Origin of the sequence: Vibrio sp. 1CM8B (assembly GCF_023161685.1) — a bacterium.
Classification (GTDB): domain Bacteria; phylum Pseudomonadota; class Gammaproteobacteria; order Enterobacterales; family Vibrionaceae; genus Vibrio; species Vibrio coralliirubri.
This window is the reverse complement of record NZ_JALNTU010000003.1, coordinates 450213-465688: the sequence shown is the minus strand read 5'-3', so window position 1 is coordinate 465688 and position 15476 is coordinate 450213. Positions and strand designations below refer to the sequence as shown.

Sequence of the window (15476 nt, the reverse complement as noted above, 5' to 3'; positions counted from 1 at the left end):
AAATAACTCCTGTCGCGTTAAAACCTAGCTGTAGTGGGCTAGTAATGAACACGCTTTTCTACAACGCGAAACTGGATAAATGTAAGAGTGAGTACCAGTAGTAACAACACAACAGATTGTGCAGAGCTGCCGCCTAAATCTGCGCCAACAAACCCATCTCGATACACCTTGTACACTAACGAAGTAGTGCCGCCACCCGGGCCGCCGTTGGTCATGGTGTCTATGACGCCAAAAGTTTCAAAGAACGAGTAAGTAAGGTTGATGACCAGCAGGAAAAAACCAGTTGGTGCGAGTAGCGGGAAAGTAATGGTCCAGAAACGTTTTGAGTCGCTGACGCAATCGAGCATCGCCGCTTCTTTTACGGCGTAAGAGATCGATTGAAGCCCAGCCAGAAAGTAGATGAAATTCACCGAAACCTGTTTCCACACTGAAACCAGAATCAGAGCAAACGTGGCATCTAAAGGGTCGGTTTGGAAGCTAAAGTCCCAGCCTATAACCGCAAATATCTCGGTAAACACGCCAATGTGTGGGTTAAACAAGAAAGCACCGATTACGCCTGCAATCGCAGGAGCAACCGCGTAAACCCAAGTAAGAGTGACCTTGTAAGCGCCTTGTCCGTGAATGATGTTGTCGGCTTTAACCGCGAGCAGCAGCGCTAAGGCAAGCGATAAGAAAGAGACCACGATTGCGAACATTAAGGTGAAGCCAATCGAGTTCAGATACTCGCTCGATTCGAATAGCATCTGATAGTTTTCGAACCATACGAATATCGATGAGGTACCCCAAGGGTCTTCTAGCATGAAGGACAGGTAAACTGCCTTTGCCGCAGGGTAGATAAAGAAAACCGCAATGATGAGTATCTGAGGCGCCAAAAATAGGTAAGGCAGCGGAGAGTGAAAGAATTGCTGACGTCGTTCCACAGGGTAATCCCCAAAATTAGTGACTGTTATCACTGTTAGTTACGGTGAGCACTAGCGCTATAGCAAAGGAATGCATCCAGTTGAGTTGTAGTTTTTGGATCAAGAAATGGCGCTAGTGAAGAATCTCCTCACTCCTTGCCATTACGTTTTTAATGACGCAGTGACAAGTGGTGAGGAGCAATGAACAGCTTTGGGTTGTTAAGCCTTTAGCTCAGTAATCTGCTTTGGTTAAAAAGCAGAATTAGTTCATTGTGCGAGCGAAGCGTTTCAGCAGTTTGCTGCTCTCATCTTCGACTTTATCTAGGCTATTCTCGACGCTAGAGCGGTCGGCGAAGATATTGTCGAACTCACGATGCATCACTTCACGAATTTGAGGGTAGTAACCTAAGCGGTAGCCCTTAGTCCATTCGCCCGATTTTAGGCTTAGCTGCTTCACGCCCACTTCTGCGTCTGGTTGTTCGTTGTAGTAGCCAGACTCTTTCGCTAGTTCATAGGCAGCCGTTGTTACAGGTACATAGCCAGTGGTTTTGTGCCAGTAGACTTGAGTTTCAGGCTTAGTCAGGTAATCAAAGAACGCTGCGACACCTTTGTCTTGTTGTTGGTCATGACCATTGAGTGCAAACAGAGCTGCGCCGCCAATGAAGGTTAAGCCTGCGTCTGGGTTAACCGATTTCCAGTATGGAAGGTATGTGGTGCCGAGTTCGAAAGGTACGCGGTTACGTAAGCCACCGAATGAGCCTGAAGAACCCATCCACATCGCCACTTCTTGGCGCTCGAAAGGGGTTTGGTTTGCATCCCAGTCGCTGCCGTAATACTTGTAGTAACCGAGATCTGACCATTCTTTCATCTTGCTAACGTGCATCATCATGTCTTTGGTGTTGAACATGATTTTAGTGGACAAGCCATCGTAGCCGTTGTTTTGGTCCGCGACCGGTAGATTGTGGCGAGACTTAAAGTTCTCGAACATGATCCACGGTGTCAGAGATTGAGAAAACGCGATGTGTCCTTCTGCCTTCAGCTTCTTAGCAACCACTTCTAGTTCTTCATAAGTTTTAGGCGCGTCTGCGCCCACTTCCGCGAGAAGATCTTTGTTGTAGTAAAGAACCGGTGTTGAACTGTTGAAAGGCATACCAACCATCTTGCCTTGGTTGTCGGCATAGAAGTTACGAACGCCAGCTAGGTAGTCGTTTGAATTAAAGTTGTAGCCCGACTCAACCAGAATATCCTGTACCGGTTTCGCGACGCCTTTCGCGTTCATGATGGTTGCTGCGCCTGCATCGAAGACTTGCAGAATATTGGGTGCTTCACCTGCTCGGTATGCCGCGATACCCGCTGTTAAGGTCTCTGTGTATGAACCTTTGTAGATTGGCGTGATCTGGTAATCATCTTGTGACGCATTAAAGTCGGTCGCAATTTTGTTTACTGTTTCTCCAAGCTGGCCGCCCATTGCGTGCCACCAAGTGACTTGAGTCGTTGCGAACGCTGGCATTGCCGCTGTCGCAGAAAGAACGCCTGCCAAAATTAGCTTATTCATCTTCGTTTCCTTTTGGATGAAATCGATGTCGAGGTATTGGATTAGAGTGTTAACGAGACGGTAGGGGTGTCGTTTGAAGCTATCTTGAACAGGGCGTATTTCACTTACGTGGCTAAACCGTTTCACTGATATGAAAGATTCATTTCGATTTCATTTAAGAGAAAAGTTATTGATGATTTGGATATTTACTACGTGTGGTTTTTGAGAGGTTTGTTGTTGAATGCTTGCTTAATATTTGTTCAATAAAAAAGCCTCTCGAAGGAGAGGCTTTGAATAAGCTAGAGCTTGTAACAATCGGCTTTGTTTTAGTGTGCGATATCGAGTTGGTTGTCTTTCACGCCGTTAATGCGGAACCAACCTGCAATACTGAATCGCTCTGTGTTGGTCGGCAGTACCTCGTGTGGGAACTGTTCAGACAAGAACACAAATAAGCGGCCTGACTTTGGTGGAATGGTCGCGATGTGGTTGTCTTTTAGGTCGTAAACCACAAGCTCACCTGCGTCGTCTTCTGTCCACTCGTCGTTCATGTAGAAGACGGTAGTCAGACGGCGGTTCTCATTGCCCTTGAAGCAGTCTAAGTGCTTCTGGTAGAAGTCGCCTTTTTCGTATTTAGCAAAGTGTGCTTCGTACTCGAACAGACCCAAAAAGAACGCTTGGTTTGCTGCTAAACGAATTTGTTCCATCTTGTCTAGAAACAGAGATGCTGGCTGACCCATATCGCGGCGCACCCATTGAATCTTGTCGCTACGGATGGTCGACTCTCGCGTTACTTCATCGTTACGGCCAATCCTAGCCTTTTTCCAGTTCTCTGGAATGCAATCCCTCAATGCCACCACTTCTTCTTGAGTTAAGAAGTCATCCCAAACGAAATAACCTTGGGTAGAAAGAGCATCGATTAATTGGTTCATGTATAGCACTCAGACAATAAATTAGAGGCGCATATATAGTCCTAATAACTCAGGTCAACAAATCACATGTTTTGTCGTTACGACAAATGGTGCTGGAGGCTTGAATCGCAAGGCCTATAGAGCAAGGTTTACGGCAATGCGGGCATTTGATAATGCTGAAAATATCGGATGAAATTGATGGCAATCTTTGGAATCTGTTCCCATTGTTCTGAGTTGAATTGGATTTGAGCAATTTAGTGGATTCCAATAGAAATCTTGATTCGAGTTCTCTATCCGGTTTTAGATTGTTGCTTTTAACAAAATGATCACAATTGAAGTTGGATTTGCTATTGTATAGGTCTGACCAGTTGTTTTATCACAAGGAGCGGTTTTGCAGCTGCATACCATCAAAGGCTATATCCAAGACATGTATCTCGTAGAGTACCCAGATAGGTTGCTGTTACTTGATGGCGCGTGCCGTGCGGATATTCCTCACCTTAAAGCTTTCATTGAAGATGAACTTGTCCGTGAATTTAGCGACCTACACACTGTGGTTGTGACGCACATGCATCCCGATCATGCAGGCGCTGCGCATACGCTCAGAAAGCTGACGAACTGTAACTTGGTGGCAGCAAACCGAGATAAAGACTGGTATTACGGCATTGATGGCATTTTGATGCACCTGACCGACTTAGCGCTTGCTAGGTGGATGGCGAACCGCTTAGGCAAGCCTAAAGCAAACCTATGGTATTCAAGAAAGTTAAAGCCGGATTACAAGCTGTCTGATGGGGATAGCATTCCAGGGTTTGATGATTGGCTGGTTCTTGAAACGCCGGGCCATACCGACAGAGATCTCTCTGTTTATTGCCCATCACACAGCGTTGCTTATGTGGCGGATTTAATGGTCGAGGTTAAGAAGAAGCTGATTCCGCCGTTTCCTATCTTTCACCCTAATAAGTATCGAGCGTCTGTATCGCGCATTTATGACATGCAGCTCGATACCTTGCTGGTGGCACATGGTGGGCAAGTCGATTTCAGTCAGAAGGCTTTTGAACATCTGCTGATGAGTGCCCCAAGAAGGCCTGTTACACATTGGCGAGTGACGAAAATCAAAACCAAGAAATTACTGTTATCGATTTGGCGATTTGGTTTTCAATCTCATAGTAAATCGAAGAAATAGATCAGAAGTCTGAATGCAAAGTCGTGTATTCAGAGCTGAAAGTAGAAATAGAAAAATAGATAGCAATAAGGCCAGTCATGAGACTGGCCTTATTTAGTTATAACCTGTGGAGCGGTTACGATGACTCTGATTAGTGAGTCAGCAGGAATTCACCCGCTGGATCAACAATCACTTTGTCACTCATGCCTTGACGACCAAGCAGCATCATATAAGTCATATCTTGACGGTTGCTTAGCGTGATATCGATAGGCCATTCCTGACCGCCGATTTTTAGCATGGTTTCAATCACACAACGGTGTTCAACTTCGCCGTTCGATGATTTGATTCTTTTACTTGTTTTCAGTTTCGCCTTGCAGCGTACAGTCTCTTCTAGGTGGTAAACGTCTGGGTGAAGATCGAATTCAACGAAGTTCTCACCGTCTGTTTTTACACATAGTAGATTGTCTACGTGTAGAGAAGAGGTTTTAGCCCCTGTATCAACACGTGTATGTAGTCCAGTTATCCCTAACTCTGGTAAGCAAAGTGCTTCTGTATTCCCTATGATCATTTTATTGTTCATGTCATTTCCAATCATGAGTTAACGGCGTTAAATCAGCCTTTGCCACGAGTACGGTTAGCGTTTGGTTTTGCATTTTTTTCGATGAATTCGAAAATCATGTCTGCTACATCTTTGCCCGTCGCTTTCTCAATACCTTCTAGGCCAGGAGAAGAGTTAACTTCCATTACAACAGGGCCATTCTTAGATTGTAGAATATCAACACCACATAGGTTTAAACCCATGATTTTCGCAGCATTGATTGCTGTAGCGCGCTCTTCTTTGGTTAGTTTAACCAGTTGAGCTGTACCGCCACGGTGCAGGTTAGAGCGGAATTCACCTTCACCAGCTTGACGCTTCATCGCTGCAATTACTTTGTTGCCAACAACAAAACAACGGATGTCTGCGCCATTTGCTTCTTCAATGAACTCTTGAACCAAGATGTTCGCTTTTAGGCCCATGAATGCTTCGATAACGCTTTCTGCTGCTTTGTTTGTTTCAGCTAGAACCACACCGATACCTTGAGTACCTTCAAGAAGCTTGATAACCAGTGGCGCGCCACCTACGTTTTTGATCAAGTCTTGAATCTTGTCTGGGCGGCTAGCGAAACCTGTTTTTGGTAAGCCAATACCTTTGCGAGACAACAGTTGTAGTGAGCGCAGTTTGTCGCGAGAACGACTGATTGCAACTGACTCATTGATACAAAAAGTGCCCATCATTTCGAATTGGCGAACAACCGCAGTTCCGTAAAAGGTAATGGAAGCGCCAATACGTGGAATAACAGCATCGTATTGAGGTAGCTCTTCACCCATGTAGCGAATCTTCGGATTGTTACTCGCGATATCTATATCACAGTGCAGCGTGTCGATAACATCGACCTGGTGACCACGTGCTTCTCCAGCCGCTTTTAAGCGAGAAGTAGAGTATAGATTTTCGTTGCGAGAAAGAATTGCGATACGCATGGCGTTTCCTTAGTTAATACCTGATTGGTAACTGCAAATAAATTAGTTGTTAGCTGAGCTTTCAGTTTTTCTGAGGCAACTTGCTTGCTTCGGGGCGAACCTTAAGGCTTTTCGTTTAACTAAGAAAACGAATTAAATTTGTCGAGTCGACAACAGAAATTTATCGAGTGCGTGAGCGATTGGTACAACTGGGTTGAGAGGGGATTTGGAATGGAAAAGCGAGTTGAGACCTAACTCATATTGGGGGTAGGAGCATATTAGGTTGTACTCAACTCGCGTTAACTCGGTGCTTAAAAGTGTACTAATAACGCCAGTTACATAGCTCTATAAGTGTTCGTAGTGCTTCTCTTTCGAGCTTGCTACAGGTGCTTTTTAGCTTATTAAGATAGTATTTTCTCATGATGATTACTTCTCTTGTATTAGGCTTTGGTGGGAACTCAAAGTTCCTTGCTGACCCATTAATTATGGTCATTTAACAGGAAGTAATAAACAGATGGATTTTTATTAGGTTGTTCCTGTTTTTGTCTTTTATCAGCACTTAAAGACAAATGTGTTTTATAATCGGCTTTATGAGGAAGGGTTGTTTCTAAAAGGTTCATTATTTGTCTGATCTAAACATGATGCGTTACTACACTCGGCTGGATTCATTCGAGCCAAACATCCCACATTCGGTGACTTTGACTGAGGTGGCAGACAAGCTGTTTACCAGTTTGCGCCATGCACGAACCTTACTCGGCAAGATGCATCAAGCTGAATGGGTGGTGTGGGAGCCAAAAGTCGGCAGGAATCAACGTTCTAACCTGACATTGCGCTTTAGCAATCAACAACTGACTCAACACGTTGCCAGCAAGCTTATAGAGCAGGGCAAGTACGAAAAAGCGCTCTCTATTTTGGATAATGACCGCGCAGTGTTTGGCTCTCTTCTCCAAGAAACATCCGGTGCGACGATGCGCGAAGGGTTACTGCACGTCCAATTAACCTACAAACGTAAGTTCGAAGATCTGTTTCCGCACCATATTCATCGTAGTAGTGAGCGATTTTTGATCAGGCAAGTGTTCAGTTGTTTAGTGACTTGTAATGGCAAAGGCGAGTTGAAGCCTGAACTGGCGCATCATTGGCAATATGATGCTGAAAAGCTCGTTTGGACTTTTTATCTGCGCCCGGGACTTACTTTCCATGACGGGCAACCTGTGGATGCTAAGCAATTAGTTTCAATGTTTTCTGCGTTGCAAACCTTACCTTTCTATCAGACAGAGCTAGCCCATGTCGCTTCGGTTTACAGTGAACAGCCATTGAGGATCAGCTTTCAACTCAGCAAAGCAGACACCGGCTTTGCTGGTTTACTTGCTGGCGTTAAATATTCGATTCAACCCGCAGCGCAAGTTACCCGTGAACCGTCTCCATTAAATTCTGTGTCCCATGCTGTTATTGGTACTGGTCCATTTAAAGTGGTTGAGACCAACAATGAACGAATCAAACTCGCCGCATTTGAACACTATTATGGTTGTCGCTCGTTAACCGATGAGGTGACCATCTGGCAGTTTGAGGAATCAATGACGGGCACTGCTCGTTTCGATGATAGCCAAATGCACGTATCGCCTTATGAAGATTCATCGTGCTTCCATCAATTAGGGAAAAGCGATGCGAAACTTGTTTCATCAGACACAGACGGCCTTCGTAGCCGAGTCGAGGATGGATGCTTGTTTATCCTGTTCAATCAGAACTCAGCGGCTAGCCGACTAAATAATGAACAGCGCAAATACCTTTCAGAACTGACCAACCCACAAGCGATTTTGTCTCAGTTGGAACACAACAAGGGTCTGTTTAGTGTTTCTTTAGCTCAAAACATATTGCCAAGTTGGCAGAAATTGTATCGAACGCCTTCGAAAGAGGCACAACTACCGGAAAAGATGAGTATTGCGGTTTACGACTATTATGCGTTGTATCGATGTGCGATTTGCGTGTCCGATATACTCAAACGATATGGTGTGGAAGTTGAGGTGAACACCTACAGTTTTCGAGAGTTGGCGCAGCTCTCTCAGAGTGGCGAGTTAAAGGAGGACTTGGTGCTGTGTAACCTCAACCTCGATGACAATGCCCCGTCTTCGCTGTTCTCGTGGATGATGAACGATCCTGTTTTGCACTCTGCTTTGGGAGAGATGAACAGCGATTGGCTCAAGCAGCGCTTGGATAGTCATAAAGCATCCGTGGAACTGCCTAATTACTTGGCAGAGCTAGAACCTATCGCGTCTACTCTGATCTCAGATTATTGGTTAGTGCCTATGTTCCATCACTTACAGACCGTTCGTTTCCAAGGGATTCTGAAAAACGTAGCCATCACCAACTGGGGATGGCCAGATTTCAAGAATGTATGGTCTGCTGATTAACTTTTCTTACTAGCTAAATAACTAAGTTAACTCGTTGCCAAAGTTGGTTTTTCCAAAATCGACTTTGACACGCTTACGTCTAGATAAATTAAAAATTACACTCATTGGTTTACTTTTTGGTTTTGGCATGTAAACTAGTCGGTGTAGTTTATGTGTTGGGTCTATCCCAACCGATGAAGAGATACCAATGAAAAAATATCTATTACCGATTTTAGGAGTACTTGTCGTGGTCGCTATCGTAAGCACAGGTTCACAATCAAACGACAATCTAGATAAGCTTCCAAAGAAGTTTGCTAACAGTGAGTTGGAATACAAATCGGGTATGTCTGATATTTTTTCAATCTTGAAAGCATACGTGACTGTGGAAAGAAACGAGCCAGTGCCGCGCGCTGCATTGCCTTTGATTCCAATGACAGCTGAGCAATTGATCGAAGAGCAAGATGACGTTGCTTACCGCTTAGGTCACTCAAGCGTGATGATGAAGCTGGATGGTAAGTTAGTGATGACTGACCCTGTGTTCAGTGATCGTGCATCACCGGTGCAATGGATGGGACCAAAGCGTTTTCATCCGACACCAATCACACTGCAAGACCTACCCGATATTGATGTGGTGGTGATCAGCCACGATCACTACGACCATTTAGACAAAGGTGCCGTTAAGGTGCTCGCCGACAAAGTGGGTATGTTCTTAGTGCCATTAAGAGTTGGCGCACTGTTGGAAAAGTGGGGCGTGGATAAAGAGAAGATCATCGAATTGAACTGGTGGGAATCGGCAACGGCCTCAGACATTGAGTTCACGTTAACGCCGACACAGCATTTCTCTGGCCGTGGCTTGCTTGATCGTGACCAAACACTGTGGGGCAGCTGGGTGATTAACGCTTCAGACAAGAAAGTCTTCTTTAGCGGTGATTCTGGTTACTTCAGCGGCTTTAAAGAGATTGGCGACCGTTTCGGGCCGTTTGATTTAACCATGGTTGAAACGGGCGCGTATAACTCACTTTGGTCGGATATTCATATGTTCCCAGAGCAGAGTGTTCAGGCGCACATTGATCTGCAAGGTAAGGTGATGATGCCAATCCACAACAGTACCTTTGATCTTTCTATGCATGATTGGCAAGACCCAATGGAACAAGCACTGGCGATAAGCAAAGAGCGAGATGTACAAATGGTAAGCCCTGTGATGGGTGAACGTTTGGTGATCTCAGAGCCTGTACCTGTTCAGGCATGGTGGAAACTGGCATCGAATTAGAGCTGTAACTAATTAGAGCTGTAACTAATTAGAACGGGTATCTAATGAACACTCTCATCTAAGTTAGAAGTCACCATACCGCTAATCTATATAAAGCCAGCTGATACAAAAAACGCCACTGATCATTCGATTCGGTGGCGTTTTTGCGTTTTATTTTGAAGATCAGCTCTCTAAGTTCTGCGCCATTTTCTTCGCAATTTTTCTGAATTGCTCTAACTCGTCTTCGGCCATGCCTTTGGTCATTCTCTTCAGCATGTCTCGATCGATATCCGAGACCTTACTCATGATCTCTTGACCCTTATCAGTCAGAACCAATAACTGGCTGCGCTTGTCTTCCGGGTTCGGAGACTTTTTCACAAGTTCCTGATTGATCAAGGCATTAATAAGCCGAGTGACCTGTGCTTTATCACGATCTAGGAAGTGTGCGATATCGATAGCGGTACATGGAGACTTCTTAGTAATGATCTTCATGACACGAATGTTCATAGGTGCAATCTCTGAGTCTAAGCTCTCAATCTGTTCGCTCATTTGACGTTTCAAAGAGTGCACTAAACGAAAGATAGACTCTAGCGATGTGTTATCAGACATAAACGATCCTTAGAAATATAGTTGACATTGTCAACTACTGTATTTATAGTTGACATTATCAACTTAATTGTTCGTAAATTCAAGACAGGAAATAGATATGACGATTCAAGCAACTCTAACGCCAACTCTTCCTGAGCAAAAAGGCACACCGGTTTTATACAAAATTTTGGTCATGATGAGCTTAATGCTGACGATTGGCGGCAGTTTAACGGCCGTGATGACTTACATGAATGTCGGATTCGGCGAGGCATTTATTGGCAACTGGCTTTCTTCGTTAGCCCTTGTTGTCGTGATCATGATGCCAATAGGTGCAGTGATGATGGCTTTAGTAACCAAAGCCGTTGCTAGAGTGTTCACAACTTATGGCGAGAAAGTTCGCAACCTGATCGTAGGACTGATCATGGCATTCATTATGGAGTCCATGATGGCATTTGTAACAGCGGCAAATAATATTGGATTTTCGGATACATCGGCGTTTACCAGTGGATGGTTTAATGGATTTATTGCCGCGCTTCCTATTGGCCTTACGATCATGGTCGTAATGTCGATGACGGTTAAACCTAAGCTAGAACGATTCATGAAGAGCTAGCCAAAACATTTCACAGCATTGTAGGAGATCCACATGAAAGCATTTACAGGCAAACACAATAACTACCGCATCACTATTGAAGAAGTGAGCGTTAAAGAAGACCGCGAACTTCAAACCATGCAGTTTGAAATTGAAGACAGAGAAAACATGTTCGCTATTGTTGAGAAGATCAAACAAGACAGCGGCTTAGATGAGCAATCAGCAGCACGACTGGGTGTGAGTATCCGCTTACTCGGCCCATTGATGATGCAAGATAGAAAGCATCCTCTGTTTGTTAATTTTATGCCTCACTTCAGAGACTTCATGCAGAACCTTAAGAAGACCTTGAAAGGGCAGTAAAGCCTAATCATCAGTAACACATCGAAAAGCCAGTAACGAACTTACTGGCTTTTGTTGTCTTTAAATCAAAATAATTTCAGTTGTTTGCGTCTAGAATGTGGGAAAATTGATGGCTGAATTTTCGGTGTAGCACCGTTGTTGAATTGTCTATTCAAGCTTTAAGAAATCCGATATTATACTGGTCATAAAACTAAAAGTGGTATTATATGACAAATGTATTTAAACAAGCAGCTGAAGAACTGTTGAGTCGTCGCGTTGCTGGCACCAAAGCACCAAGATTGGACGAGCAGTACCGTCCGAATAACTTGGAAGATGCGCTAAAGATCCAATCTTCAATGATCGATTTGAAAAGCGATAAAGTCGGCGGTTGGAAGTGCTTACTTCCTCTGGCTGAAGACAAGTTTGTTGTTGCGCCAATCTTCTCGGGCAGCGTTCAACAAGGCGAAGTTTGTGAACTGTTTGCAGACAACGACGTGGTACGCGTTGAGCCTGAAATTGCATTTACGCTTGCTAAGAGCCTGCCTGCAAGCCAAGAAGGCTACAGCGAAGAGCAAATCAACGAAGCGATTGGTTCTTGCCACATGGCACTTGAGCTAATGCAATCTCGTTTTGCGGATGACAGCGGCGCTGAGTTCTATGAAAAGCTGGCCGATGGCCTAGTAAACCAAGGTCTATTCATTGGCCCTGAGATTGATCGCGAACAAGCGTTCACTTCTGCAGAAATCAGTATTGAAGTGACCCAAGGCGAGCAAGTTCAAGTATTCGACGGTAAGCACCCGAATACACTGCCACCAAGCCCAATTTACTGGCTGATTAACTACATGACGCGTCGTGGTGTTGATTTCCAAGCGGGTGAAGCCATTATCACGGGCTCTTACTGCGGTATCGTGGAAATGGAATTCGATAAACCAACTACCTTCCATTATGAAGGTATTGGCGAATACCAAGTAACGTTCAAGCAGAAACGCTAACTTCTAGCGACGCACTATCTGTTATCGAAAGGCTGTTTACTGATGAGTAAATAGCCTTTTTTATTACGTGATGCTCAATAGGGTTCTTATTACTTTGCATTAAATTAGGCGTTTAGACGTCTAGACGTTGACAAGTTCTAAGTGTGACATTAGTCTGCTCTCCTTCCTGTTCTATTGTGTTGTCGTTCCATGTCCAATTCAAAAAATTCTAACGCGGTAATTGCCCCTTCGGCAGTGGCGCTTATCCCTCTGATCGTTTTCCTTGCGCTGTTTATTGGCGTGGGTACATACCTGTCGCTACAAGGCGTCGATTTTGCTTTCTATCAGCTTCCAGCTCCGATTGCGGCTCTGCCTGCCGTGATGTTAGCGTTGCTATTGAGCAAAGATAAATTGAACCGTGCGATCGAGCAGTTCTTAGGTGGCGTGGGTCACAAAGACATTATTGCAATGTGTATGATCTACCTATTGGCGGGCGCTTTTGCTGCTGTGGCTAAAGCTTCTGGTGGCGTGGATGCGACGGTAAACCTTGGTCTATCGGCTATCCCAACGAGCATGATCCTGCCGGGCATCTTCCTTATTTCGGCGTTCATTGCGACCGCAATGGGCACATCTATGGGTACTATCGCTGCGGTAGCTCCTGTGGCACTAGGCATTGCAGATTCAGCTGGCATGAGCATTCCTCTGACCGCTGGCGTGGTGCTAAGTGGCGCTATGTTTGGTGACAACCTTTCTATCATCTCAGATACCACGATTGCCGCGACTCGCTCGCAAGGCTGTGAGATGAGAGACAAGTTTAAAGAGAACATCCGTATTGCACTGCCTGCTGCACTTATCGCGATTGTTATCTTTGCTTTCAACAGCACAGCAACTCAAGTTCCTGAAACAGGCTCAATTGAATGGCTGAAAGTCCTTCCGTACATCACTATCCTAATCCTTGCGGTATCGGGCATGAATGTGTTCGTTGTGTTGACGATTGGTATCTTGCTAGCGGGTGGAGTGAGCCTAGGTTCTGTTGAGAACTACGGCTTGACGGATTACGCTCAAGACATCTATGCAGGCTTTGGCAACATGCAAGAGATCTTCTTACTGTCGATGCTGATTGGTGGTTTGAGTGAGTTGATGCGTCGCCAAGGTGGATTAGCGTTTCTGACTAACTTAGTGAGTGGTTTGATTCGTGCATTTGGTTCTTCTCACTCTAAGCAAGCGAATGGCCGCGCAAGTGAGCTAGGCATAGCAGGCTTGGTATCAATGGTGAACCTATGTACGGCAAACAACACGGTAGCAATCATTGTTTCTGGTAGTGTTGCTCGTCAATTAGCAGAAGAGAACGATGTGTCTCCACGCCGCTCTGCAAGCTTATTGGATATCTTCTCGTGTGTGATTCAAGGCGTATTGCCTTATGGTGCTCAGGTGTTGCTATTGGGCTCTGTGTTTAACCTATCGCCGCTAGAGATCGTGTCTAACTCTTACTACTGTTTCGCGCTTGCAATCGTGGCTGTGGTCGCTGTGTTTATTAAACACCCTGCGCGTAAAGTGGCTAACGCTTAGTAGTAATTGACCAAACTGAGTGCTCGCTGACTCTAATAAGAAGGCTCCGAAAGGGGCCTTTTTTGCGCCTGAACGAATTGTTTGGAAGTTAATTCTGATTTGAACATAGACAAAACCGCCCATGTGGACGGTTTTGAGCTTTATTAAAGTTGGCTTTCAAGTTCGCTGGCTGTCGCGACATTGCTGTAACCAAAGCTCAATGCGGCCATGAATGCTGCATGGACATGCGCAGCTGGAACCTTAATACCGTTGAATTCCATGTCTAAGGTTGTGCAAGCATCATGCGCTACGTGACATTCGTAGCCTAAATCGGTTGCTGCACGAGTCACCGCATCAATACACATGTGGCTCATTGCGCCAACGATGATCAGTTTCTCAATGCCTTGACCTTTTAGCACCTTGTTCAGTTCAGTATCTCTAAAGCTATTGATTTCATGCTTTACGATAACAGGTTCACCCTCTAGCGGAGTCACGCTGTTGTGGATTTGAGCACCGTCTGAATCTGGCAGGAAGAAGGGTGCTTCATTGGTCGGAAATTCATGGCGTACATGAACGATTGGTAGTTGCTTGTCTCTGAAAGCCTGTAATAACTGAGCACCTTTTTCGGCTGCCTTTTCTGTTTCAGACAGTGCCCACTTTGCACCTTCGTATGAAGGGAAATAGTCATTTTGAAAGTCGATAAGTAGTAATGCAGTGTTCTTCATTGTCTATACCTTTGTATTTGGTGTGTTGCGGTGTAGGGATATTATGAATACTCTGTAGTTTTTATCGCACGTCAAAAATGACAGACTCTATGGCAATAGTGACAAAATCAGTTGTGGTCGAAATCATCGACTATCCAGGCTCTTTGCAAAGTGCCGTGTTCGGAGTGAAAGAGTTTCTTCAGTTGGCGAATAGCATTGAGTCTTCCAATGAGCAGGTTCAGTTTCATGTTGAAATTAAGCCTCACGACGACTTGTCTATGTCGACCAACGGATCACTTGAGAACTCAAAGGCCGACATTATTCTAGTGCCGCCAAACTTAGATGGTAGATACTACCTAGAACCAGATGAAGGGCTATTGGACTACCTTGTGCAGTCTCATCAACGTGGGGCGATCCTGTGTTCTGCTTGCGCAGGTGTGTTTATTTTGGCGGGAACGGGTTTGTTGCAAGGACGAACCGTGACAACGCATTGGCAAGCTCAGCAACAATTCTCAGAGCAATATGCTGAGGTCGATGTTGATGTCGACAAAATCTTGATCGATGACGCTGACATTATTACTGCGGGTGGTTTGATGTCGTGGATGGATCTCGCTTTGTTTATTCTGACTAAATACACAACACCGACCAATACTCGTAATCTCGGTAAATACCTAGTGCTTGATACGGGCTTGAGAGAGCAGCGCTACTATCAGAGTTTTGTGCCGAATTATGCTCACGGCAATGACAAGATTGTGTCGGTGCAGCGTTTTATTCAGAAGCATCATCATCTCCCTTTGTCGCTCGATCAATTGGCAGAAGAAGCCTTCATGACTCGAAGAACCTTTATCCGACAATTTACTAAAGCGACCAGTTTTACGCCTATCAATTATATCCAACACGTGCGTATTCAAAGTGCATGCGAGTTATTGGAAAGCTCCCACAAACCAGTTGAGCAGATTAGCTACCTAGTTGGCTATGAGGACGTAAACAGCTTCCGAAAAGTCTTCATGAAAATCATTGGCTTAACACCATCAAGGTTTCGCTCTAGATTTCTCTCTGAGGAATGATCTTTATTAGCCACCATTCCTCAGGCTTAACGACTGG

At 44.9% G+C, this 15476-nt stretch carries 15 protein-coding genes; 8 read left to right on the top strand and 7 right to left on the bottom strand.

Annotated features, from left to right (window positions below; genetic code table 11):
- Positions 1-38 precede the first annotated feature (38 nt).
- The 3 genes from MSG36_RS08510 to MSG36_RS08500 form a co-directional block, all read right to left on the bottom strand.
- Positions 39-920, bottom strand: coding sequence for an ABC transporter permease subunit (locus MSG36_RS08510; protein ID WP_017071586.1), 882 nt, complete (start codon positions 918-920; stop codon positions 39-41).
- A 241-nt stretch (positions 921-1161) separates the two neighbouring features.
- Positions 1162-2454, bottom strand: a complete 1293-nt coding sequence (locus tag MSG36_RS08505; protein ID WP_048612845.1) for an extracellular solute-binding protein — start codon at positions 2452-2454, stop codon at positions 1162-1164.
- 305 nt (positions 2455-2759) lie between these two features.
- Positions 2760-3362, bottom strand: coding sequence for a 2OG-Fe(II) oxygenase (locus MSG36_RS08500; RefSeq protein WP_050621773.1), 603 nt, complete (start codon positions 3360-3362; stop codon positions 2760-2762).
- 370 nt (positions 3363-3732) lie between these two features.
- Here MSG36_RS08500 and MSG36_RS08495 point away from each other — a divergent pair, with 370 nt between their 5' ends.
- Positions 3733-4521, top strand: coding sequence for an MBL fold metallo-hydrolase (locus MSG36_RS08495; RefSeq protein WP_248367257.1), 789 nt, complete (start codon positions 3733-3735; stop codon positions 4519-4521).
- A gap of 130 nt (positions 4522-4651) precedes the next feature.
- Here the strand turns inward: MSG36_RS08495 and MSG36_RS08490 are convergent, their stop codons facing one another.
- Together MSG36_RS08490 and rimK are read right to left on the bottom strand one after the other, a co-directional pair.
- Positions 4652-5080 carry a RimK/LysX family protein gene (locus tag MSG36_RS08490; RefSeq protein ID WP_019824668.1) on the bottom strand — a complete coding sequence of 143 codons (429 nt, stop codon included), beginning with the start codon at positions 5078-5080 and terminating at the stop codon, positions 4652-4654.
- A gap of 32 nt (positions 5081-5112) precedes the next feature.
- Entirely contained in the window at positions 5113-6018 is a 906-nt protein-coding gene (gene rimK / locus MSG36_RS08485; protein ID WP_019824669.1) for a 30S ribosomal protein S6--L-glutamate ligase, read from the bottom strand.
- Positions 6019-6620: 602 nt separating this feature from the next.
- Between rimK and MSG36_RS08480 the strand changes: the two genes are divergently transcribed.
- Both MSG36_RS08480 and MSG36_RS08475 read left to right on the top strand, forming a co-directional pair.
- A complete protein-coding gene (locus MSG36_RS08480; RefSeq protein ID WP_248367255.1) occupies positions 6621-8405 on the top strand; it encodes an SgrR family transcriptional regulator in 1785 nt (594 codons plus the stop codon).
- Between the two features lie 187 nt (positions 8406-8592).
- The gene (locus MSG36_RS08475; RefSeq protein ID WP_248367253.1) at positions 8593-9654 is read left to right on the top strand and encodes an MBL fold metallo-hydrolase; all 1062 of its coding nucleotides are present in this window, start codon (positions 8593-8595) and stop codon (positions 9652-9654) included.
- 162 nt (positions 9655-9816) lie between these two features.
- Here the strand turns inward: MSG36_RS08475 and MSG36_RS08470 are convergent, their stop codons facing one another.
- Entirely contained in the window at positions 9817-10242 is a 426-nt protein-coding gene (locus MSG36_RS08470) for a MarR family winged helix-turn-helix transcriptional regulator (protein ID WP_017060573.1), read from the bottom strand.
- A 97-nt stretch (positions 10243-10339) separates the two neighbouring features.
- On the opposite strand from MSG36_RS08470, the gene MSG36_RS08465 reads away from it, so the two are divergent.
- The 4 genes from MSG36_RS08465 to MSG36_RS08450 all read left to right on the top strand — a co-directional run bounded on the left by MSG36_RS08465 (position 10340) and on the right by MSG36_RS08450 (position 13689).
- The gene (locus MSG36_RS08465; protein WP_248367251.1) at positions 10340-10831 is read left to right on the top strand and encodes a DUF2798 domain-containing protein; all 492 of its coding nucleotides are present in this window, start codon (positions 10340-10342) and stop codon (positions 10829-10831) included.
- Positions 10832-10864: 33 nt separating this feature from the next.
- Positions 10865-11170 (top strand): DUF3861 domain-containing protein, encoded by a 306-nt coding sequence (locus MSG36_RS08460; protein WP_017069212.1) that lies wholly within the window; start codon positions 10865-10867, stop codon positions 11168-11170.
- Between the two features lie 206 nt (positions 11171-11376).
- Positions 11377-12141, top strand: a complete 765-nt coding sequence (locus MSG36_RS08455; protein WP_248367249.1) for a hydratase — start codon at positions 11377-11379, stop codon at positions 12139-12141.
- Positions 12142-12330: 189 nt separating this feature from the next.
- Positions 12331-13689 (top strand): Na+/H+ antiporter NhaC family protein, encoded by a 1359-nt coding sequence (locus MSG36_RS08450; RefSeq protein ID WP_248367247.1) that lies wholly within the window; start codon positions 12331-12333, stop codon positions 13687-13689.
- Between the two features lie 143 nt (positions 13690-13832).
- Here the strand turns inward: MSG36_RS08450 and MSG36_RS08445 are convergent, their stop codons facing one another.
- Entirely contained in the window at positions 13833-14393 is a 561-nt protein-coding gene (locus MSG36_RS08445) for a cysteine hydrolase family protein (protein WP_248367245.1), read from the bottom strand.
- 89 nt (positions 14394-14482) lie between these two features.
- On the opposite strand from MSG36_RS08445, the gene MSG36_RS08440 reads away from it, so the two are divergent.
- Positions 14483-15439: a helix-turn-helix domain-containing protein gene (locus tag MSG36_RS08440; RefSeq protein WP_248367243.1), complete on the top strand. Its 957-nt coding sequence runs from the start codon at positions 14483-14485 to the stop codon at positions 15437-15439.
- Positions 15440-15476 lie beyond the last annotated feature (37 nt).

Excerpts from the sequence above, each read along its gene's own strand:
- MSG36_RS08475 (WP_248367253.1), top strand. The coding sequence starts at position 8,593 with ATGAAAAAATATCTATTACCGATTTTAGGAGTACTTGTCGTGGTCGCT.
- MSG36_RS08445 (WP_248367245.1), bottom strand. The coding sequence starts at position 14,393 with ATGAAGAACACTGCATTACTACTTATCGACTTTCAAAATGACTATTTC.
- MSG36_RS08505 (WP_048612845.1), bottom strand. The coding sequence starts at position 2,454 with ATGAATAAGCTAATTTTGGCAGGCGTTCTTTCTGCGACAGCGGCAATG.
- MSG36_RS08455 (WP_248367249.1), top strand. The coding sequence starts at position 11,377 with ATGACAAATGTATTTAAACAAGCAGCTGAAGAACTGTTGAGTCGTCGC.
- MSG36_RS08490 (WP_019824668.1), bottom strand. The coding sequence starts at position 5,080 with ATGAACAATAAAATGATCATAGGGAATACAGAAGCACTTTGCTTACCA.
- MSG36_RS08440 (WP_248367243.1), top strand. The coding sequence starts at position 14,483 with ATGGCAATAGTGACAAAATCAGTTGTGGTCGAAATCATCGACTATCCA.
- MSG36_RS08460 (WP_017069212.1), top strand. The coding sequence starts at position 10,865 with ATGAAAGCATTTACAGGCAAACACAATAACTACCGCATCACTATTGAA.
- MSG36_RS08450 (WP_248367247.1), top strand. The coding sequence starts at position 12,331 with ATGTCCAATTCAAAAAATTCTAACGCGGTAATTGCCCCTTCGGCAGTG.
- rimK (WP_019824669.1), bottom strand. The coding sequence starts at position 6,018 with ATGCGTATCGCAATTCTTTCTCGCAACGAAAATCTATACTCTACTTCT.
- MSG36_RS08470 (WP_017060573.1), bottom strand. The coding sequence starts at position 10,242 with ATGTCTGATAACACATCGCTAGAGTCTATCTTTCGTTTAGTGCACTCT.
- MSG36_RS08465 (WP_248367251.1), top strand. The coding sequence starts at position 10,340 with ATGACGATTCAAGCAACTCTAACGCCAACTCTTCCTGAGCAAAAAGGC.
- MSG36_RS08500 (WP_050621773.1), bottom strand. The coding sequence starts at position 3,362 with ATGAACCAATTAATCGATGCTCTTTCTACCCAAGGTTATTTCGTTTGG.